Below are 21,168 nucleotides of genomic sequence, written 5' to 3' on the forward strand. Positions count from 1 at the left end.
TTGACCGGCATTCGGGTTATGGCAACCATGGAGGTGGAGGTCACCATGCGAACCCTGTACCCGGCCGCTGCCGCGATGCTACTGCTTGTTGCTGGTTGTTCCAGCGCAACCACGCCTCCAACGACATCTTCGACCACAGCATCGTCCAGTTCTTCTACATCTGTCTCTCCGACGTCAACGCCCTCGTCATCGGCCGCGTCGAGTCCCGAACCGACGGAGCCAGGCGAAGGCAGCGGACAGGGTGCCGGTGCCCCGGATGATTCAGGCCGGTTCTCGTATTTATGCTCCAGCCTGAATGAGGCTGTTCCAGATGTTACGTATTCGAGCCTTGCGGAGGTTTGGGCTTCCTCGGAATACGTCCGGCTGGCTTCCTGCACGGCAAGCTATGAGGGGCCTCTCCCCTTCGCACCTTCCGAAGATGAGGCCAGGATCATCTCCGTAGCTGAGCCCGGCGTGCCAGCATCCGAAGGGCTTGACGCCTACTTAACTGCCTTGTCGCTCTGTAGCCGCGTAAGCGACGAAGCCGCATCCGAGCTCTTCGGACGCAGCAGCCGGCAGATGCTGCAAGCAGCCAGCGAGCTATGCCCCAGGGCGCCACAAGGAAGAATCATTGGATTCTGGGCGTCCGGGGAAAGAGCCGCAGACGGCGAGTACGCGGTGACCAACGACGGCCTGGTGCCCGGAAGGTTCCATCTCCGAAAGACCCCGCCCGAAGGGTGCACGTGGACGGTGACGGCCTCTGACGGCAGCACAAAGGCCAGCGGCGGCGCAGCTGAAGGTCAATCGGGAATACTGCTTGAAGAAAAAGACGTACTAACTAGTGACAAATGCGGAATTTGGGAGAAGATAGAGTAATGCAGCCGGCAACGGCTGGGGCGAAAATCCAACTGCATGCGGAGCTGGGGAGCATCCGAATGAAGTGGGGATCCCTCGGTGGACATGCCAAGACGCGCTATCGTCCAGCTTGGCCTAGCCGGTCTCGTTCTTACAGGCTGCTCGGTCAAGGTCGTTGAAAATGTTGAGCCATTCAGGCTGGGCGTGACGAATGCCGGCGATGCCGACAAACCACGCGTCGAAAGACCCGAACCAGTAAAGCGCTATCAATTTGAGTGCCGCGGAATTAATGGAAATCCGCTCATCATCTTGTCGAGCCTTGAAGAGGTCTGGGCCAACACTCAATACAAGAAATTCGCAGACGTCGTGGTCACATATGTGGGCCCTCAACCCCGGGTTTTGGAAGCGGAAGAAAATGCCGCGGTAAATGTCGCTCTGGAAGCGGGCGCCGTTGGCACCCGCAATGACATTTGCCTCGCAATTATCAAAGCCTGCACCAGAAACAATCCGCCAACCATAAGTACGGCACTCTATGGGCTTGGCGGCGTTCCCATCGTCAAGGGAGCGCTCACTCTGGCGCCCATGGCACCGCAGGCCGCAGTCCTGACCAAGTGGCTGAAGGAAGTGGCGTGATGGAACGGCAGATAAGGCGCGACGGCGGTTGGCAGCTTCGCGGACACAAGCTCACCACGGTTTTGGCTGCGGTTCTTCTGACGGTTGCAGGTATGACAGCGGTGGTCTCCAGTACCCCCGCACACGCCGACCAACAGAAACAAATCATTGGAATCGGGCTCACCAAGCCGGCCGGAACGGTTCTGGACCCCATCGGCAGGATGTGGGTTTCCGACAGTGTGGCCGGATTCTGCCGGATGTCCGAACCAGTCAATGGCAACGCGGGCACCCTTGAACAAGACACGTGCCTGGGCGGGAGCCTGCCCGGAGCAGGGCCCGGACCAAAAGTGCCCGGGGTGTCCATCGTGCTCGACCCGACGCCTGGCTCGATCGGCAACGGCGACGAAACCGTCTTCATCCCGGATTCAGCAGTTGGCAGTTCGCACCTTGTACGAGCCGTATGGAATCCGCCGCTGGACCTCTTCGAATACAGCAGCACGCTGACGGTCCTCGACGGCGACGTCCGCCCGAACGCAGTATCAGACGGCCCGGACGGCAACATCTATTTGTCGTTCGCCAACGCCCGCTCCATCATCAAGATCGTTGATCCGACCATCATGCACCCAAGCATCGAATCCATCGCGTCTGTCAGCACCCGGGCACTCGGCCTTGTGGCAGCAGGCTATGACAGCAATGGACATGTCAGTGTCTATGTACTGGAAACCACTGGCCTACGGGCGTTCTCTGCCCCGGGCAACGGCGAAATGACAGATTACGTACCCCTGGCTTCCTACAACGTCGGCGTCGCAGCGTCGATCTTCTACGACTACGACGCCCACGTCATCTACACGGGGACGAGCAGTGGAACTACTGCGGGAACAGATAAGGTGTCACGCCTCAATCTCACGAATGGCAGCGTAGACAACCAATGGGCCTTGGGCTTCAGCAAGATCAGCGGCCTTGGTATGCGCGGTGGCCAACTGCTGGTCCTGGACGATCCTGGACAGTTGAGCTCCCCTCCGGGAACCGGCAGGGGCAGCATCAGCATCCTTGGCGGCGCTGTAGCCAAAATTACTTCCGGCCCCACGCTGGCGAGTGGTGCACAAGCACCCAACCCCGGATTCACCAACGACACCACCCCCACGTTCGGTGTGGCAGCGGAACCAGCAGGTAGCGCTTTGGAGTGCTCCATGGGTGGCGCTTGGGTGGCCTGTACCGGCGGAACGTACACGTCAACTGCACTGAACAACGGACCGCAGACGTTCTCCGTCAGGCCGGCCCCCGGCGGGGTTCCGGTTTCACGGACCTTCGTAGTGGACACGGTCGCCCCGGTTGCGCCGGTCTTCACTGCCCCGAACAGTGGTCAAGTGGTCAACGGCAAACCTGTCCTCGGCGCCACTTTCGAGCCAGGAACAACCCTCTCCTGTTCTGTTGATTCCACTGCCGATGCCTCTTTCCAGACCTGCGTACCGGGCGACACCTTCACGCTAACAACTGAGGGTACGCATACCTTGAGGATCCGAAGCACAGACTCAGCCGGAAATGTCAGCCCTGCTGCTGCACAGACCGTGACAGCTGATCTGACGGCCCCCCAGGTAGCCATCTCGGCTCCGGCCAGCGGGGCCACGGTGGGAGCCGGGTACCAGTTCCAGTTCGCCTCCACCTCTCCGGATGTGGCGGGGTTCCGCTGCCGCTTGGGAACCGATGCTTTCACCGCATGCACCTCGCCAAAGGTCTATGCCGATATTGCCAACGGACCCAACAGGTTTGAGGTAGAGGCCCGGGATGTTGCCGGCAACACCACCGTCGCGGGCGTCAACTTCACCGTCTTCGTGGCGGACACGACACCACCTACAGTGACGGCCAGTCCCCTGGGCGGAACGTACGGTCCGGCGACCAAGGTCACGCTGACCGCGAATGAAGCCGACGCCAAAATCTACTACACGGAAAATGGCACGACTCCTACTGCGGCGAGCACGCTCTACACCGGTCCCATCACGATGGGAAGCAAGACCATCACGTACATGGCCGTCGACGCATCCAACAATGCCTCCGCGCCCCAAAGCCAGGTGTACGTGTTGGACAATGTTGCGCCAACCGTGACGGCCAGCCCACAAGGCGGAAGCCTCGCCCTCGGGCAAAAGGTCACTTTGACCACAGAGACCGGCGCGAAGATCTACTACACCACCAACAACTCCACTCCGACGGTTTCCAGCCCCAGCGGGACCACAACGGTGACGGTGACCCCGACGGCAACCACAACGGTCAAGTACTTCGCCGTTGATGCCGCAGGAAACCAATCCGCAGTAGCCTCGCAGACATACACGTTGCCTGCGGCGCCAACCAACACCTGGAAGGACTACAACTCCGACGCCAAGAATGACGTCTTGGCCAGGGACGCCGCCGGTACTTTGTGGCTCTACCCCGGCAATGGCACAGGCGGATGGCTGGGCAAGGTCAACACGGGTACTTCGTGGAACAACTACAACCTGATTGTCCCAACGCGGGACTTCAGCGGGGACGGTCGAAGTGATGTCCTGGCCAGAGATGCGTCCGGGCAGATGTGGCTCTTCAAAGGAAACGGCGTGGGCGGCTGGCAAGCTCCTGAGGCAGCGGGCGCAGGCTGGAGCGGTATGACGTCCGTGATCGCCCCCGGCGATTTCAGCGGGGACGGCAAATCCGATGTCCTGGCGAGGGACTCCTCTGGAGTCCTGTGGCTCTACAAGGGCGACGGCTTGGGCAAGTTCAGCACGGGCCGGACCCAAGTAGGGGCAGGTTGGAACGTCATGAATGCCATATTCAGCACGGGCGATTTCAACGGCGACTCAAAGACTGATGTGTTGGCCCGGGATACTGCAGGTGCCCTGTGGCTCTACCCCGGCAATGGCAGCAGTGGGTGGGGCAGCCGCTCACAAATCGGAAGCGGATGGAACGGCATGACAGCGTTGCTCGGACCGGGAGACTTCAACGGGAACGGCAAAGCTGATGTACTTGCCCGGGACGCCAACGGCAACCTGTGGCTCTACCCCGGCAATGGTTCGGGGGGCTGGCTCGCTTGGGGCCAGGTGGGCAACGGATGGCAAGGATTCACGTCACTCCCCTGAGAGGGGCCGGACATAGCTTGCCGTTTTGAGGGGTGCATCGGAGAATATCCGGTGCACCCCTTTCGTCTGCTGCCGGCGGCGAAGCCGGCTCCCTTCCACAGAAGGTATCCAACAATGAACTAGACTGAGGGTTTGCAAGGAACTCGTGACAACAGCGTTGCGGGCTGCGGCTGGCGTTCAAGAATTCGTCGGCACGAACTACCGAGGAGAGTCTTGACTTTCGACCAGGCAGGCCAACCGGATCTCTCCGTTGTGATCCCGGTCTATAACGGAGAACGGATATTGGCGGCAACAATGGCCCGTCTTTCCGGCTACTTGACCAGTGGCACCTCCGAGATCATCATCGTGGAGAACGGTTCTTCCGACAACACACTTGAGGTCGCCCTCAAGCATGCGGTAGACACTCCCAACGTGACGTTCCAGGTTCTCCAGAGCCAAAAGGGCATGGGCAATGCCTATCGCCGGGGCATCCAAGCCAGCTCCGGCCGTAGAGTGCTTCTCACCGCCGACGATCTGCCCTTCGGCACCGATGATCTCGACGAAGACAAGAAGCTCGAAACCAAACCGCACATTGTCATCGGTTCGAAGGCCCACAAGGACTCGATCACCGAGCGCAGTGTTATCCGCGGCATTACCACTTTCGGGTTCAAAACCCTGCGACAGGTAATACTTGGATCCAAGATCGGCGACTCCCAAGGAACGTTGATCGTCGACGGCGACTGGCTTCGCAGCATGGTTGACCGCTTCGATGACCCCGGGTTCCTTTTCAGCACCCAGGTTGTCTACGCCGCTGAGAAGCAGGGTTTCAGGATCGTCGAAGTGCCCGTCACGCTGGCTCCCGACGACGAACCAGGCGAAACCACCATCCGTACTGCCGACGTCGTAAAGATGTTCAAAGGGCTGGTAGCCATGCGCCGCCGTCGGCATGAGTTCGCGGTGGCGCCAAGCGCGGGAACGCATGCCTCATGACGGGTTCAATCGCGGAAACACCTTCCAATGACAACGATCTGAATCCGGAACAGCCGCCTGTAAAGAGCACCAAGGCAAAGCTGGTCGACTTCGCCCGGCGCGCCTTGGTAGTGATCGTGTTCGCAGCCGCGGTGTATTTCATTGCTGTCCAATGGCCACAAGTCCAAGCCACTGTCTTCGCCCTCCAATGGTGGCAGGTCCTGCTGTCCCTGCTGGCGCTCATCCCTGGCGTTCTTCTGGGAATGTACATGTGGCGGGTGGTCATGGCGAGTCTGCTGAGGTCGGTAGACATTGAACCCCAAGGTTTGGTGCTGAACCAGATTTACCTCGTCGGCCAGATCGGCAAATACCTGCCCGGTTCCGTGTGGGCCTTCGTGCTACAGATGGAGCTTGGCCGTAAAAACGGCATTGCGCGCGCGCAGGTTTTTGTAGCATCCCTGGTGAGCACCGGAATCACCATTGGCGCGGCCCTGGTGGTTGGAGCATCTGCCCTTCCAATCCTGGTCCAACGGCAGCCCAATTTGCAGTGGCTGTACGTCATACTCCCCGTAGTCATCCTGGCGATGAACCCGAACGTCGTGACTTTCCTGGTCAATATCGTCCTGCGAGTGTTCCGCCGGCCTCCGCTCCCCGAACGAATTCAGGCCAACACCATGGTGAAGGCCTTCATTCTTGGCGTCCTGATGTACCTGTGCTTCGGCCTGCATCTGTGGATCCTGGTTGGTCATGAGGCCACTCTGGACCTCGCAACTTTCTTGGTGCTGACTGGTGCATTGGCTCTTGGAATGACGCTCGGGGTGCTGGCATTCCTGCTTCCCGCCGGCGTAGGTGCCCGCGAAGCGATCTTGATCCTTGCCCTGGCCGGAATGATGAGCGCCGGTGCCGCGACGGCAATCGCTGCCCTTTCACGAATCATGTTCACGATCGCCGATCTGTTGTGCGTCGGGATCGCCTTTGTTCACTTCCGGTGGCGGCAACAGTCCGCTTCCAAGACCTCCGTAGACTCCACGTCCGAGGCCAAGTAGCGGGTGGCGGCGGACGCTCTCCGGCATTCCGTGACCACGGCAGTCTTCCAGGCCAATATCAATACTTATGCCGCGCGCTAAGGAGCAAGCTAAGACCATGACAGCAGGTACCTCCGGGGCTACTGCCCAGCGCCCCCCGGTCACCCGGCGGCGCTACTTCATGCAGCACGACTGGCATTGGGGAATTGTCACTGCCGCTATAGCGGCAGTTGCCTCCATCATTCCCCGACTGTTCAATCCCACGTTCTACTACTGGGATGACATGATGCAGTCATTCCTCCCATTGTGGCGGCATATGGGCGAGGAGATACGGTCCGGTCGATTCCCATTGATGGAACCAGGCGGCTGGGTCGGCGGCAACATCGTGGCCGAGGTTGGTTACGGCATTTTCAACCCGGTCAACATCGTCAACTCAGTTATCGTCTCGAACTTCGAGAACCTGTCTCTGGCGAGCTATTTCATCATCGTGCAATTCATCGCGTTGCTGGCGTTCGGGACGTTCATGCTCGCCCGCGACTACGGTTCCAACAGGCCACTCGCCCTGGCTGCCGGCGTAGCCATTCCCTTCAGCGGATTCACGCTCTTCTACGAGGCCGCCCGCTGGCCGGGCGGCCTGATGGCCTTCGCCTGGATTACCGTCTTCTGGTGGTCTGTTCGCCGCTACGCGCGTCGCAACACCTCTCCGTTCCTGCCGTTCCTCTTGGGCTTCCTCACGATGACCGCCGGAAACCCCTACGGTGCCATTGGCGTCATCCTGGTTCTCGCTGCAGTCGCCGTCGAGCTGATGCTCATGAGGCACTGGCGTCGGCTTATTCCCATCGTCATCGTGGGTGCACTGGTGGGTTTGACCGCAGTCCTGGTCTACTTCCCCTTGCCCCTCAGCTCGGCCGTCACCGTGAGGCAGCAAAGCGAAATCCTGAATGACCTCTTCCTTTCCCCGGATATGTCATCGTTGCTGACCATGAGCACCTCGTCCATGAGGCCCCGGATCAACAACTTCTGGGCTCCCATAGACAACGTCCCGTCCAGTTACTTGGCGTGGTTTGTCCTACCGTTGCTTCCGTGGCTGGATTTCCGCAGCTTTAGGAACCGCTCGCGTCAGATTTTCAGTATCTACATCATTACGGGAATCTACTTCCTGCTGACCTTCGCTCCCTCCCAGGTGCTTGTGTTCCGCTGGCCCATTCGGCTCATTGAGTATGTATACCTCGGTGTCATCGTCCTCGTCGCAGTCGTGGCCTCAGCGGGCCTGAAGACCACGTCGTGGAAAAAGCGGCTATTCATAACGGTGGCCATCCTTGGTTTTGGAACCTACCGGGCGTGGTCCATGGTGCCCGAGGGCGGCAAATGGCAGGTCTTCACCTTGGCCGTGACGTTGGGTTTGGTGGGGCTGGCAGTCCTGGGTTGGAAGCGATTCGGCTACCGCGGCCTCGCAGCCGTCATGGTGGTCGGCACAATCGCCACGCTTGGAATGCAGTCCAGGCAGTTCGTCCCCCACAACGCTGTTGCCGGGATCGGTTCCCCCGTGGATGCAGACACGCTTCGTGACTCAACCAGTAACTACAGGGGTAACACCATTCAGATCTTCAACACCATGAAGATTACAGGAGAGGAATTCACTGAGGGCCGTCTCCTGTATGGCAATCAGATCCTCAATGCCGATGTGAACAACAGCATGGGCCGGTACAGCGGGATCAGCTTCACCACGTACGTGAACGCGTTGTGCATGAATTACCGCGGGGAGACTTGTCCACTGGCCTACACTGAGCTGTTCAAGCAGGCATCCAGTGAAATTGATGTTACTTTGGCAGATGTCCTCCAAGTGGAGACTGTGGCCGTCCAAAAAACGTTGATCGCCCCGGACCAACTGAACGTAGCCCCGGGCTGGAGGATCGTGGCCTCGGATGAGACCAGGACAATCCTCCAGCGGGAGAACCCACTACCCTATCCTGGTACCGTTTCCTGGGCTTCCGACGGTATCTCTGTGCAGGATGCTGTCAGGAACGGCAACGATGAACACATCACGCTGTCCGGAGACGGCAGCGCCGGGAAGTTGACACTCGCCCGTCTCGCTTGGCCCGGGTACACCGTCACTGTTGATGGGGAGCCGCAGAAGCTCACTCAGGGCCCAGCGGGAGTAATACTGGTGGACGTTCCGGCCGGCGCCACCTCAGTGGACGTAGCCTTCACGACGCCGGGCCTCACCATGGGCCTTGCCGCTCAAGCAGTCGCGTGGTTTGGGATCTTGGTGTTCACTGTTTTCCATTACATCCGCCGGCATCGCCGGACTAAGTCGGAAGAGCATGTCGTCCACGCGCCAGCTGAAAAGGTTTCTGTCTAGGCAGCCGTGCATGCCCCAGTGGCACCTGAAACGTAGAAGAGCGTCCGTTCCTCACAGGGAGCGGGCGCTCTTTTCTTGTTGCCTACAAAGGCCCGCTAGGAGCATTCACGGACGGTGCGAGGCGTGCTGAGTGTGACGTTGATGCTTTCTATTGATGCACGGCCTTTGATTCCTGCTCCGGGGTACGGCAAAGGCCACCTCCCATCTTTAGAGAAGATGGGAGGTGGCCTTGACGCCACATCAGTACGCGGTCACCTAAGGAGTGTCGGCTAGTTGCTATCCCGCAGCCAAGCTACAGCTTCCTTGGCAGGGCCTTCAAATTGCACCGTGCCGGAGGAAAGCACCACTCCCCTATCGCATATGCGTGAGATCATGTCGAGGTCATGGCTGACCACCACCAGGGTCCGTCCTTCCGCCGAAAGTTGTTTGATCTTGGCCAAACACTTCTTCTGGAAAGGTTCATCGCCAACAGCCAGGATCTCGTCCACCAGGAAAATGTCCGGCTGCGTGTGGACTGCTACGGCGAAAGCCAGCCGCAGGAACATACCGGAGGAGTAGAACTTCACTTCAGTGTCAATGAACTGTTCTATTTCAGAGAACGCGACGATCTCGTCGAACTTCTCGTTGATTTCCTGCTCGGTCATTCCCAGAATGGCGGCATTGAGGAAGACGTTTTCACGCCCGGACAAGTCCGGGTGGAATCCTGCTCCCACCTCAATGAGCCCGGCTACGCGACCCTTTGTGCGGACTGTTCCCTTGTCGGGCAGGATGACGCCCGATATGAGTTTGAGCAGTGTGGACTTTCCTGAGCCGTTGAACCCCAACAGTGCCACGGTCTCCCCCGGCTGAATCTCGAAGCTCACATCGTGGAGAGCATCGAACTTCTTGCTGAGGTCGCTTTTCCGACCCTTGACCAACCAAACGAGGGTCTCCTTGAGGGAGTGCGAATGGCGGAGATTGAATGTCTTCTTAAGGCCCTTGACGATTATTGCGGCGCCCATCTAGACCTCCTGCGCAAAGTGGCCCTCAAGTCGTCGGAAGACGAGTTGGCCGATGATAAGGAACAGGGCTGCCATGCCGAGACCAATCAATCCCGTCCACATGAGGTGCGGTGGCAGCTCGACCGGGCGGTCAACGGTGGGATACCAGAAAGCCCAGTGGAACAATTCGACAGCGACGGTTATCGGGTTGAGCTGATAGATGACCAACACCCAGGGGGGCGCCAGACGGCGGATCATGGTCCAGTCATAGAGCACCGGCGACGTCCACGTCACGATCATCATCAACATATCCACGATATTTTCGGCGTCGCGGAAGAAGACATTGATGGCGCCCGCCAACAGGCCCAAACCCGTTGCCGTAACTGCCACAATGACGAAGCCCAAAGCAGCTCCAATAAGCTGCATGACGTCCGGTTTCCACCCGCTCAGCAGCGCAGCTGCCAACAAGACCACAAGTTGTGGGAGGAAATGAACTGCTGCCACCCACACTGACGCAACGGGAAACAGCTCCCTCGGCAGGTAGATCTTTTTAACCAAGGCAGCGTTCGACACGATGGATCTCGTGGCATTCGAAAACGCTTCGGAGAAAAAGTTGATGACGATGACGCCGGAGAACATGTACAACGCGTAATTGGGAATCTGATCCCCCACGCGCAGGACAATTCCCAAGGCGAAGAACAGCACAACGTACTGAACCAACGGCTTGACGTAGGACCAGGCAAGGCCGAGGACGGACCCCCGGTACCTTACACGGAGTTCCTTACGGACTATCAGTTTGAGGAGGTATCGGCGCCGGTAAACGTCCAGCAGCCCGGCACCAACCCCAGGAACAGCATAAGTATCTGTGGAAGTCGTCATTGCTACTTGCTGGGCTCCGAAGCTTCGAATGTTTCCCGCCACGATTCCATGGAGGTGATCTCAGGAAGAGCCTCACGGTATTGGGCCCGGAGGGTCTCCCAGTTGGAGAAGAGCTGGGCGTGGAGTTTGGCCGATTCGACCACCAGTTGACGGGCCATTTTGGGGTCTCGCAAGTGCCATGAAGCACCTGTGCCGTCGGCATTGGAGACCACTGCGCTGTCCAGGTGCGCCAAGCTCCACCATTTGCCGTCCTGGTGGGCCACATGAGCCTCAGGGTTGGCCTTCGCGGTATCGCGGACAGGAGCCAGAGTCTGCTTAAGGACAGTCTTAACTGCCCAAGGAAGCAGGCCCAAAGCACCTGGCTGCTTATAAGACTGCGGCTTCTTGGGGGGACGCTTGAGGAAGACCTCCGGGAACGCTGCCGGGTCGGTCTTGACCTGGGAGTCCGGGAACTCCTCGCGCATTGCGCGGAGTTTCGGCATCATGGTGGGCAGTTGCTTGTGCAGATTGCCTGGTCCGGCGAGAACATCGCGGAGAGCCATAACACGGGCCTGCTCCGGATAGTACTGCATTGACACCAGGTGCTTGACGTCCGTGTTCAAGCTCTCCCGAAGGATACGTCCGCCCTTGGGGAACGGGGAGTGCAAGAGAGTCGCGATAAGTCGGTTGCGCTCGTGGTAGTAGGCTTGCCAGTCCACGGAATCGTCCTTGTCAGCCCAGGAAACGTGCCAGACGGCTGCGCCGGGAAGGGTCACTGTGGGGAAGCCTGCTGCACGGCCACGGAGGGAATACTCAGCGTCGTCCCACTTGATGAAGACGGGAAGGGACAGGCCGATGGTTTCGACAACGGTTTTGGGAATGAGGCACATCCACCAGCCGTTGTAGTCTGCATCCCAGCGACGGTGGAGTTGCGGCGTGGAGCGCAAACCTGCGGTGGAGAAGTCGTGGTTACCCAGTCCCTCCACAGGACCCCAGAGGAAGCGATAAAAGTTGACTACCTCAGAGTAGGCGTGCAGGACGGACTTGTTGTACATGTCGAACATGTGGCCGCCAACAATGGTCGGCTTCCGGCAGAGATCGGCAAACGCCACTGCGCGCATGACGCCCTCTGTTTCCAGCTCGATGTCGTCGTCCAGGAGCATGACGTAATCGCTCTTGTCAGAAACGACCATCTCGTACATGTTCCGGGCAAAACCGCCCGAGCCGCCCAAGTTGCCCTGGTTGATGATCCGCAGTTGATCGCCCATGGACTCCGCAACTGCGTCGAAGCCAGCTTCGTCAGCAACTTTCTTGTTGCCCTGGTCAACGATGATGAGTTCCGCCAGGATTTCCCGTAGGCCAGCGTCAGCATCAATGGACTTTATGGTCTCAAGGCAGTAGTCGGCGCGATTGAACGTCGTTACGCCCAGCGTCACGCGGCCCTGGGGTCGGCCTTCATCGGGGACAGCCCAGTGAGCGCTTTTCAGCGTCATGCCATCGCCGCCCGCGATGAGGTCGAACCAGTACCAGCCGCCGTCGCCAAAAGGTGCCAAGGTCAGTTCGAAATCATTGACGGAAGCGCCTTCGACGAGAATCGAGTCGACACGCTGAGATGCGCCACGGGCGTTGGAGCGGTAAACAATAACCGTCCCCTCGCCCTCGGTTTCAATGTGGAGCACGGTCTTGGTGGCGATGGTCCACTTGCGCCAGTAACTCGCAGGGAAGGCGTTGAAGTATGAACCGAAGGAAAGACGCTCACCGCGGCGCACCTGAACGGAGCCCCGGTCCAAGATGTCCTCCGGGTGCAGTTTCCTGGCCATGCCAATTGCCTGAACATCGGAGCTGCTGTCGCTCCTGTGGACCTTGTTGGTGTCTGGATCCACATACAGGGGCAGTGTGTCGAGGTCACGGTTGGCAGGGAAAACTACGCGTTGGACAATCCGCAGGCTCTGTTCCGTCGAAGCGGGGATTTCAGCGGCAGTGGTGGCCGTCATGGCGATCTCCTGGCTTTCGTTTGTTGTAGCGGTCATGCGTCTACTCCCCCACTTTCAAGCTTGGCGCCACCGGTGAAATGCGGCTTGATCTTGTTGTCGAACATGGACAAGGCGGAACCAATGGCCATGTGCATGTCGAGGTACTTGTAAGTTCCAAGGCGCCCACCAAACAGGACCGATTTCTCGCCCTTGGCAAGATCGCGGTAAGCCAGCAGTTTTTGACGGTCATCAGAAGTGTTGACGGGGTAATAAGGCTCGTCCCCCTTTTCAGCAAAACGCGAGAACTCGCGCATGATGACGGTGGCGTCCTTGGTGTAATCCCGTTCGGGGTGGAAGTGACGGAACTCATGGATGCGCGTGAAGGCGGCGTCGGCATCCGGGTAATTCATCACTGAACAGCCCTGGAAGTCCTCAATGGGCAGGACCTCTTCTTCGAGATCGATCGTGCGCCAGGAGAGATCGCCTTCTGCGTAGTCGAAGTAGCGGTCAACCGGACCCGTGTAGATGACGGGTACCTGTCCGAGGACAGAAGACCGGCCGTACTCACCGTCGTCGAAGAAGTCCGAGTTCAAGACGACCTCAATGTTCGGGTGATCCGCCATGCGTTCAATCCAAGCCGTGTAACCGTCTACCGGGAGGCCTTCGTAGGTGTCGTTGAAGTAACGGTTGTCATAGTTGTAGCGCACGGGAAGGCGCGAGATGATTTCGGCCGGCAGGTCCTTCGGGTCCGTCTGCCACTGCTTTCCCGTGTAGTGCTTGATGAAGGCTTCGTAAAGGGGGCGGCCGATGAGCTGGATGCCCTTGTCATTGAGGTTCTGGGGATCTGTACCCGCCAGTTCCCCCGCCTGCTCGGCAATGAGTGCCTTGGCTTCGGTGGGGCTCATGGCCGAGCGGAAGAATTGGTTGATGGTACCCAGGTTGATGGGCATTGGGTACACCTCGCCCTTATGGCTGGTGTAAACCTTGTGCTGGTAGCTCGTGAACTTGGTAAACCGGTTCACGTATTCCCACACTCGCTCATTCGAGGTGTGGAAGAGGTGGGCGCCGTAGCGGTGCACCTCAATTCCGGTCTGCGCCTCATTCTCGCTGTAGGCGTTTCCACCAATATGGTGGCGGCGATCAAGCACCGCAACCTTCAGCCCCAACTCGGTAGCGGCGCGTTCTGCAATGGTCAGGCCAAAGAAACCCGAGCCGACGACGACGAGATCAGCGTTCACAAACTCTCCTGTGTATTGGCGTGCGGGCACAGAGATGCCCACGTCTACTGGTCAAGGCTACCCGACGTTGCGATCGTTCCCCGATTCGGCGCCGCATGGCAGCGGGGCAGTATTTGTTCCGGAAAAACGAACGGGAGGCCTGGCCCACAGCCAGCCTCCCGTTCAATACTGCAAAAAGAACAATGCCTAGAGCGAGATCACGGAGCCTGTCCCTGCGGACTCGAGCACTGCTTCGGCAACGCGGAGGGTCTCAAGCCCCTCCGCCATTGTGACAATGTTCATGGACTTTCCGAGTACAGCATCACGGAAGGCCTCGTGTTCCATCTTCAGCGGTTCGCGCTTTGCCAGGGCAAAGCGCGTGGATGACCCCTCCGACACGCCACGGAATGCCGCAATGGAATCCCAGTCCGTCTGGAAAGTGCCATTTTCAATGAACGTCAGATCAGCCGAGATAGTGTCCGCGATGTATGCTCCGCGTTCACCCAGAACAACGGTGGTGCGCTCCTTCATGGGGGACAACCAGTTGACGATGTGGTTGGTGACTACGCCGCTCTTGAGGTGGCCGATTGCCGTGACCATGTCCTCGTGCTCGCGCCCGCTCCGGGAGGTGGTGTGCGCAACTACATTCACGAAATTGCTCTGTGCGAGCCATGCAGTGAGGTCGATGTCGTGAGTTGCGAGGTCTTTGACCACGCCAACATCCGCAATGCGGGAAGGGAATGGCCCCTGGCGGCGGGTCGAGATCTGGTAAACCTCTCCGAGGTCGCCGTTGCCGAGCCGTTCGCGGAGGCTTTGCAATGACGGGTTGAAGCGCTCGATGTGGCCTACCGCCCCGATCAATCCCCGCGAGTCGAACGCTTCGGCGATCCTGCGGCCCGAAACGGAGTCGTTGGCAATGGGCTTTTCCACCAGGCAGTGCACGCCGGCTTCAGCCAACCGCAGAGCCACTTCCTCATGAAGCACGGTTGGCACAGCAGCTACGGCCATGTCGATGCCCTGCTCGATGAGCTGTTCAACCGAACTGCACACCTCGAGGCCGCTGGCTACGTTGTGAGGGTCACCGAAGGAGTCAGCGACGGCAACGAGGTCCACGCCTTCCAGCTCACGAATAACACGGGCGTGGTGGCGGCCCATCATCCCCAGTCCGATGAGGCCTGCACGCAGATTTGCCACTAGCTTCCTGCCTTCGCAACGGCGTTGACCGCAGCCACGATGCGGTCCAGGTCGTCCTGGCTCAGCGACGGGTGAACAGGCAGCGACAATACGCTGGCCGCAGCTTCCTCTGTGACGGGGAGGTCATCAGAAGTCTGGAAAGGAGCCAAACGGTGGTTCGGGATGGGGTAGTACACGCCACAGCCCACGTTGTATTCCTCACGCAGAGCCTTGGCGAAACCGTCACGGTCCTCAGCAATGCGAATGGTGTACTGGTGGTACACGTGCTCGTAGCCTTCGGAGACCTTGGGAGTGACGACGCCTTCGATGTTTGCGTCGAAGAAGGCCGCGTTCTCCTGCCGGGTCTTGGTCCAGGCATTGATTTTGGTCAGCTGCACGCGGCCAATGGCAGCATGGATGTTGGTCATGCGGGCATTGAAACCGACAAGCTCATTTTCGTACTGGCGCTCCATGCCTTGGTTACGAAGCAACCGGAGCCGTCGCTCGACGTCGGCCAAACCGGTGCTGACCATGCCGCCTTCGCCGGACGTCATGTTCTTGGTGGGGTAGAGGCTGAACATTGCGAAGTCACCGAATGTACCCACCTTCCGACCGTTGACAGCCGCACCGTGTGCTTGGGCTGCATCTTCGAAAACCTTCACGCCGTGCTTCGTTGCGACTGCGCCGATGCCGTCCACGTCGAAGGGGTGGCCATAGAGGTGCACCGGCATGATGGCGGCCGTACGGTCCGTGATTTTTGATTCGACGGAGGCCGGATCAAGCGTGTAGTGGTCCAGGTCCACGTCAGCGAAGATGGGCGTCGCGCCCGTCAGAGCCACGGAGTTGGCCGTGGCGGCGAACGTAAACGACGGAACGATGACCTCGTCACCAGGACCAATACCAGCAGCCAACAGACCAAGGTGCAGGCCGGAAGTACCGGAGTTGACCGCTACGGCGGCCCGGCCGTCGAGGAGCACCTGAGAGAACTCCTGCTCAAAGGACGCGACCTCCGAACCCTGTGCGAGTTGGCCGGAGGCCAAGACGGCCTCTACTGCCTTGCGCTCATCATCACCGATGATGGGCTTTGCGGGGGGGATGAATTCGGGGCTCATGCCTCTACCTCTCGAAGGGTCTCGTTCTGTTCAACATATGTGGCGCCGGTCTCCGGGCATACCCAGTTCTCGCCGCTGCGCTGCAGCGGGAAACCAGCTTTACCGACCCAACCATGGCGTTTGGCCGGCACTCCGACCATCAGGGCGAAATCAGGGACGTCTTTAGCCACCACAGCGCCTGCAGCCACTGTGGCCCATCGTCCGATGGTCACTGGGGCGACGCAGACGGCTCGGGCACCGATTGATGCGCCCTCCCGAATGGTGACGCCAACCGGCACCCAGTCGTGAGCGCTCTTTAGACCGCCGTCCGGGCTAACCGCCCGGGGGTAAGTGTCGTTCGTGAGTACTACGGCCGGGCCGATAAACACTCCGGCCTCCAGTACCGCGGGCTCGTAGACAAGAGCATAATTCTGAACTTTGCAGTTGTCCCCCATCTTGACCCCGGTGCCAATATAGGCTCCGCGTCCTACGATGCAATTGACACCCAATTCGGCCTGCTCGCGGACTTGGGCCAGATGCCAAATCTTTGATCCATCACCAATAATCGCCTTGTCTGAAACATCGGCGCTCTCCGCAACCACTATCACCGGTGAAGGTCCTTCCTCATTGAGCACACGCGACAACGAGATTCATCTTAGCTGAGACACCATGCCCCGGTGTCAAGGCGGTGTCTGCGTGAGCCTTGGGAAGAGTTATCCACATATGGCAACACGGTCGCAGCGATTCAATTCGGAGGGCCGTAGCGTGATTCGTGTCAGCCCGAAGTTCAGTACCCGCCGGAATGCAGAGGAAGAGCCATGGCCCTGGAGTGCACATTGGTCTGCGCCCCCGGATCCGCTGCGACAATGGGCCCGGAAGAACTCACCATCGCCGTCCCGGAAGGCACGTCCGGCGCCGACGTACAGCAACTTCTCAGTGAAACGCGGGGAACTGGCGTCCTCTCGGTGGCTGGACGGTTCTTGGCTACTCTCACGGTGGGAATACCGCCGCTCGTTTCAGGCGCAGTCATAGTGGACGGCGCTCCGCCGCATCGGGACACGAAGAACACGTCCATGCCCCTCATGTTGCTGGCCCATTCAGGACCCGGTGCAGGCTCCGCCTTCCGGATTCAACGGGGCAAGTACTGCGTCGGCAGGGGTTCGGTCGATATTTCATTGCCGGATCCTGGGATGTCGAGGGAACAGGCTTTCTTGGAGGTTTCCAGCACGGCGCTGATGTTGAGGGCCGTCGAGGGATCGAATCAGGTTTTCGTGGATGGTCAGCCCGTTCGTCGAAAATTCATCACGTCGTCATCAATGGTGCAATGTGGGAACTCCACCTTCACCGTCGTCACGGACAGTGCTCCCCGTCCGGAGATTTCAGTTGATGCGGGTCGTTCGGTCGAGGTACCACTGGAAGTACCTCATGCCAGCCGCGCCGGAAACCGGCTGACAATGGCCTTGGCTGCCGGGCTGCCATTAATTGCCGGTATCGGTCTGGCTGTGGCCACAGGAATCTGGATGTACTTGGGATTTACAGCCATCTCGGCCATCAGCCTTCTTGTCCCCCTGATCGCTGGGCAAAAGGGCCGCCGGGAACGCAAGCTGGCCGTTGCGCGCGCGGTGCAACAAGACATTGAACGACGCCGACAGTGCTCGCCTTCAGCTGCAGAGCTGATTGTGGCAGCTGACCGCGCTTCCAAGGGAGGACAGCTGACCACGGAGCCCGCCGCGGACCACGCCGTTGTCGCCACAGCTGCGATGTCGCCGGCAGGGATCAACGGGACGACCGGGATCAGCAGTCAGGGCTACGATGTGTGGCTCCGGCTCGGCACCACGCAGGCGTCAGCAAACATGCGCCTTGTTCCCGACGATCCCCAGTTCCGGCCGCCGTCCATAGGCCGCGCGGCACTGACTTTGGATCCCAAACATGCCGTGGTGACACTCCGCGGGCATCCGGATCACACGGAGGCGTTGCTTCGCTTCGTGTTGATGCAACTAGCCAGTTTTTCCTGCTCGGCGGAAACGCCCGTCATTATTTTTGGCCGGCAGGGAAGATTGCCCTTGAGCGCCAGGTTCCTACCCCGGGTCACCCTCACCAGCACCTTGGCCACCGTCCTCGCAGCGCTTCAGCGCGCGAACGGCAAGCTGACTGGGATGGTCATCATGCTCGATGATCCAGCCAACGATCAAGAATTCGTGTCCCGCCTCTTGAAGACTGCTCAAACCGCCGCGTGGCGGGTCATCAGGTGCTCCGTACAGTCCGAACTCCCCGGGGTCGTCATCGAAATATCGCCATCCGGAACAACAGGCTATCTGGAGACAGGCGGCGAGCGCCGGCACTTTATCCCGGATCTAGTGCCAGCCGAAGTTTTCGATAGGTTCTGCCGGAGGGTCCGGGGTACAGCCTTCGGTGAAGGACCTGGAATGAGCAACCCGATTCCGGAGGAATGTTCGCTCGCTTCCTTGCTTCCTTACGGGCAGCGCCGAGTGCTCCGTCGCTGGGCAGAGGCATCCAAGCAAGACGGCCTCACCGCCGTCTTGGGAAATGGCCACCGCGGGCAGTTGACCTTCGACTTCAAGCTCGACGGTCCGCATCTGCTGGTGGCCGGAACCACTGGTTCCGGCAAGTCCGAACTTCTTCGGACCCTTGTGGCTTCCCTTGCGCTGACTGACTCACCCGATCGCACGACATTCTTGTTTTTCGATTTCAAGGGCGGATCCGGCTTGCGTCCGCTAGCGGGCCTACCTCACTGCGTCGGCCTGCTGACGGACCTCAGCAAGCATCATTTGGACCGTGCTCTCGTTTCCCTGCGCGGGGAGATACGGCACCGCGAAGAGCTGTTCGCGGCGGCCAGCGTGTCAGATCTCGCCGAATATCGGCGACTGGCGTTGGCAAGTGATCCGAACATCCCGTATCTGGTGTTGGTGATTGATGAGTTTCGCATGCTGGTTGACGAAGCCCCGGGCGCTCTCCGCGAGCTCATGCGTGTCGCCACCATCGGGCGTTCCCTGGGTATTCATTTGATTATGGCTACCCAGCGGCCCCAAGGAGCCTTGTCCGCCGACATCCGGGCGAACGTCACATCGAGCATTGCCCTGCGCGTGCAGTCTGAGGCGGAGTCCATGGACATCATCAATTCGAAGGCTGCTGCCTCCATAAGCGTGGAAGCTCCGGGACGGGCGTATCTCGCCAAAGCTTCATGCAGCCCCGAAGAATTCCAGACAGCGTCCCTATCGGTTTCCCCGACCATGACGGTGGCTGGCGTCTGGCGTGACAATTCCTTGCCGGCCGTACAGTCAGCTTTGCAGGCATTGGAGCTCCCCTCTGGCGCAGCCGATACATCCACCGAACAGAATTCCCCCTCGGATGCAGGCGCTGAATGGGTGGTTTCAACAGCCCGCGAGGCATGGCAGCACCTCTGCAAACCCCTCCCCCGACGTCCGGTAGCCCCACCGCTGCCCTCAACGATCCTTTGGCGTGATGAGCTTCTTGGAGTGGATGGCTCCGTGTCCGCGACGGAAGGACAGTGGGCGGTGGGACCTTTGGCGATGGTCGACAGGCCGACGCATCAAGTTGTGGAACCGCTACTGTGGTCACCATCCAAAGACGGCCATCTGGCAATGATCGGCAGCGAATCAAGTGGTATACGGGACTGCTTCAGGGCTGCGTCCGCGATGCTCGCCACCCAGGAGCCCCAACCGCACCTTTATATCCTGGACGCAAGGGGCGTCCTTGGCCATGTCATCGAGGGAGGTCGAATCGGCGCCCAAGTGGGCCTCCACCAGCTGGACCTCGCAGTGCGGATCCTCAAGCTCCTCGCTGCGGAAATGGAGTGTCGACGAAGTGCCGGCGAAATCGGGACGGCCAATTCACCTCTGGCCTTAATCGTGGCCGGGTGGTGCTCGTGGGCCACCGCGCTCCGGAGTGGACCATTTGGTTATGCAGAAGCAATTCTGCAGGACATCGTCAGGGACGGTTGCTCCGTAGGCGTGACCGTTTTGATCTCAGGCGAGCGGGAGCTCGTCAGCTCACGGTTTTTTGCCTCGATACAGAATCGCGCTTACTTTCCTTCGGGATCTACTGAAGAGTCGCGGTTCCACTGGCCACGCCTCCCGGAGATGGAATCCCTCCCCGGGCGCGCCGCCGTCATGGGAAACCTTGCCGGCGAACACGCAACCGTGGCTCAGTTTCGTGCGGCTCCGGAGAATGGACGCTGGCCATTCGGTGATCTCCTTCCATCTGAACCGCCGTTCCGGGTGCGGCCCCTCCCAGAGCTCCTTGGAGGTGAGGAATTCCGCGACCTCGTAGAAGCGTCCCCGGGACTCGGACAGCCATCGGGATCAGGTTCAGGGCCGGCGCCCGGCAATGGAACGGGAGCCTGCACCGCGGGAAGCGGCTCACTGGGTCCACTGTGGATCGGCGTCGGAGGGGACGAAGCGCTCCCGGTAGCCATGCCGCTGCGGGAACATGGGGTCAGCGTTATCCTCGGTAGTCCTCGCTCCGGAAAGACCTCACTTCTGGCATCGCTTTGCGCCCTGAATCCTTTGGTCTCGTGGGTGTACCCGCCGGATACAGCAACTGCAAGCCCGTTCTGGGCTCTAATGGCATCCCAGGCCGCTGCGAAGACCCTTGCCTCCAACAGCATTCTGCTGGTGGACGACGCCGATTTGCTTGATCCCCCGGGACGCCGCGCCTTGGAAGGCTTGGTGGGTAAAGTCCGGGGCGTCATCCTGACAGCGACAACGAGACCAGCGTTGCTGCATCATCTGCCGCTGGCAAAAGAAGCACAGGCGTCCTGCATGGGTTTGGTACTAGCGCCCGGAACACCCCACGACGGCGAACTGCTCGGCGTGAGGCTGGATTCCGATCGAACCGGGCGCCCGGGACGCGGCTTTCTCATCAGTGGTGCGGATGTGACGCCCTTTCAGGGCGTACTCACCACGAGCTTTCCACCGCATGCCAATGGGCACTGAGCGGGTGCCAGTCTC

The 21,168-nt window shown here is 59.7% G+C and carries 13 protein-coding genes; 6 read left to right on the plus strand and 7 right to left on the minus strand.

Features of this window, described 5'->3' with window-relative positions; translation table 11 throughout:
• Window positions 1–939 precede the first annotated feature (939 nt).
• From A477_RS0108085 to A477_RS0108105, 5 genes are all read left to right on the plus strand, one after another.
• Complete coding sequence (locus A477_RS0108085) at window positions 940–1,467, plus strand: hypothetical protein (protein ID WP_017198511.1); 528 nt, start codon at window positions 940–942, stop codon at window positions 1,465–1,467.
• The gene (locus tag A477_RS0108090; protein WP_017198512.1) at window positions 1,467–4,550 is read left to right on the plus strand and encodes a chitobiase/beta-hexosaminidase C-terminal domain-containing protein; all 3,084 of its coding nucleotides are present in this window, start codon (window positions 1,467–1,469) and stop codon (window positions 4,548–4,550) included. The genes A477_RS0108085 and A477_RS0108090 overlap by 1 nt, the downstream gene beginning before the upstream one ends.
• Window positions 4,551–4,763: 213 nt before the next feature.
• Window positions 4,764–5,519 (plus strand): glycosyltransferase, encoded by a 756-nt coding sequence (locus A477_RS0108095; protein ID WP_017198513.1) that lies wholly within the window; start codon window positions 4,764–4,766, stop codon window positions 5,517–5,519.
• The gene (locus A477_RS0108100) at window positions 5,516–6,544 is read left to right on the plus strand and encodes a lysylphosphatidylglycerol synthase domain-containing protein (RefSeq protein WP_017198514.1); all 1,029 of its coding nucleotides are present in this window, start codon (window positions 5,516–5,518) and stop codon (window positions 6,542–6,544) included. Before A477_RS0108095 ends, A477_RS0108100 begins: the two co-directional genes overlap by 4 nt.
• 97 nt (window positions 6,545–6,641) lie before the next feature.
• The gene (locus A477_RS0108105) at window positions 6,642–8,885 is read left to right on the plus strand and encodes a glycosyltransferase family protein (protein WP_017198515.1); all 2,244 of its coding nucleotides are present in this window, start codon (window positions 6,642–6,644) and stop codon (window positions 8,883–8,885) included.
• A gap of 269 nt (window positions 8,886–9,154) precedes the next feature.
• On the opposite strand, the gene A477_RS0108110 is transcribed toward A477_RS0108105, so the two are convergent.
• From A477_RS0108110 to A477_RS0108140, 7 genes are all read right to left on the minus strand, one after another.
• On the minus strand, window positions 9,155–9,886 hold the full coding sequence (locus A477_RS0108110; protein WP_017198516.1) for an ABC transporter ATP-binding protein: 732 nt from the start codon (window positions 9,884–9,886) through the stop codon (window positions 9,155–9,157).
• A complete protein-coding gene (locus A477_RS0108115; protein WP_026005449.1) occupies window positions 9,887–10,744 on the minus strand; it encodes an ABC transporter permease in 858 nt (285 codons plus the stop codon).
• 2 nt (window positions 10,745–10,746) lie between these two features.
• Window positions 10,747–12,753: a glycosyltransferase gene (locus tag A477_RS0108120; RefSeq protein WP_017198518.1), complete on the minus strand. Its 2,007-nt coding sequence runs from the start codon at window positions 12,751–12,753 to the stop codon at window positions 10,747–10,749.
• Window positions 12,750–13,934 carry a UDP-galactopyranose mutase gene (gene glf, locus A477_RS0108125; RefSeq protein ID WP_026005450.1) on the minus strand — a complete coding sequence of 395 codons (1,185 nt, stop codon included), beginning with the start codon at window positions 13,932–13,934 and terminating at the stop codon, window positions 12,750–12,752. The genes A477_RS0108120 and glf overlap by 4 nt, the downstream gene beginning before the upstream one ends.
• 186 nt (window positions 13,935–14,120) lie before the next feature.
• Window positions 14,121–15,107 carry a Gfo/Idh/MocA family protein gene (locus tag A477_RS0108130; RefSeq protein ID WP_017198519.1) on the minus strand — a complete coding sequence of 329 codons (987 nt, stop codon included), beginning with the start codon at window positions 15,105–15,107 and terminating at the stop codon, window positions 14,121–14,123.
• The gene (locus A477_RS0108135) at window positions 15,107–16,198 is read right to left on the minus strand and encodes a DegT/DnrJ/EryC1/StrS family aminotransferase (protein ID WP_017198520.1); all 1,092 of its coding nucleotides are present in this window, start codon (window positions 16,196–16,198) and stop codon (window positions 15,107–15,109) included. The genes A477_RS0108130 and A477_RS0108135 overlap by 1 nt, the downstream gene beginning before the upstream one ends.
• Entirely contained in the window at window positions 16,195–16,812 is a 618-nt protein-coding gene (locus A477_RS0108140) for an acyltransferase (protein WP_017198521.1), read from the minus strand. Before A477_RS0108140 ends, A477_RS0108135 begins: the two co-directional genes overlap by 4 nt.
• Window positions 16,813–17,043: 231 nt before the next feature.
• Between A477_RS0108140 and A477_RS0108145 the strand changes: the two genes are divergently transcribed.
• Window positions 17,044–21,153 carry a type VII secretion EssC family protein gene (locus A477_RS0108145; protein ID WP_237715754.1) on the plus strand — a complete coding sequence of 1,370 codons (4,110 nt, stop codon included), beginning with the start codon at window positions 17,044–17,046 and terminating at the stop codon, window positions 21,151–21,153.
• Window positions 21,154–21,168 lie beyond the last annotated feature (15 nt).

Origin of the sequence: Arthrobacter sp. M2012083 (genome assembly GCF_000281065.1) — a bacterium.
In the GTDB taxonomy this organism is placed as follows: Bacteria; Actinomycetota; Actinomycetes; order Actinomycetales; family Micrococcaceae; genus Arthrobacter.